The sequence below is a fragment of the Pseudomonas sp. C321 genome, from assembly GCF_055407105.1.
Map to the genome: position 1 here is coordinate 1 of NZ_JBUZRB010000032.1, position 778 is coordinate 778.

The 778-nt window shown below is 56.7% G+C and carries 1 protein-coding gene; it reads right to left on the reverse strand.

The window, feature by feature from the left end; translation table 11 throughout:
- The coding region (locus ACZRJ6_RS26225) for an immunoglobulin-like domain-containing protein (protein ID WP_463970666.1) at nucleotides 1-778 on the reverse strand (778 nt) is incomplete at both ends.

Genomic DNA, 778 nt, shown 5'->3' on the forward strand with positions numbered 1-778 from the left:
TTGGCCACCTTCGTTAACTTCGCCCGATGCAGTCAACTTGATAGTCGACGGGGTTTCAGTATCGATAACGGTGGTGCCCGCCGGCTTGTCGCTGACGGTAAGTTTTTCGTACTTGTCGCCGCCGCTGACCACTTGGGTAATGGTGTTGGAGATCGCGGGATTAACGTAAACGTCCGCCGGAACAGTGATGGTTGCGGTGCCCGACGAAGCGTTGTTGGCGATGGTGATAGTTTCGCCATTGGCCAGTTTTACGACCAGATCGGAGCCGAGGTTTAGAACCGGCTTGCCGTCTTTGCCCAGCAAAGACGCGGTGTAGGTGATTTCGCCGCCTTCGCTGATGCTTGGGGTGGCGTGGAGCGAAACAGTGACTTCGTCGATGGTGTCTTTGACGAGGGTGTCCGCTGCGCCGCCGACAATTTCCAGTTTCTCAAAGCTACCGCCGACGATGCCGTCGGGCTTGATGGTGGCCGAGACGGTGCTTTCATCTTTGAAGACGTCATCAGTTGGAGCGTCGAATTTCGTTTCGCCCGAGAACTTGCCTTGTTCAATGGTGATTTTCGCGCCATTGCTCAAGGTAACGGTCATTGGGCTGCCGGCTGCGTGGCTCAGCGTGGCGGTGTAAGTGACCTGGCCGCCTTCGCTGACTTCACCGGAGGCGGTCAGTTTGATGGTCGACGGAGTTTCAGTATCGATAACGGTGGTGCCCGCCGGCTTGTCGCTGACGGTGAGTTTTTCGTACTTGTCGCCGCCGCTGACCACTTGGGTAATGGTGTTGGAA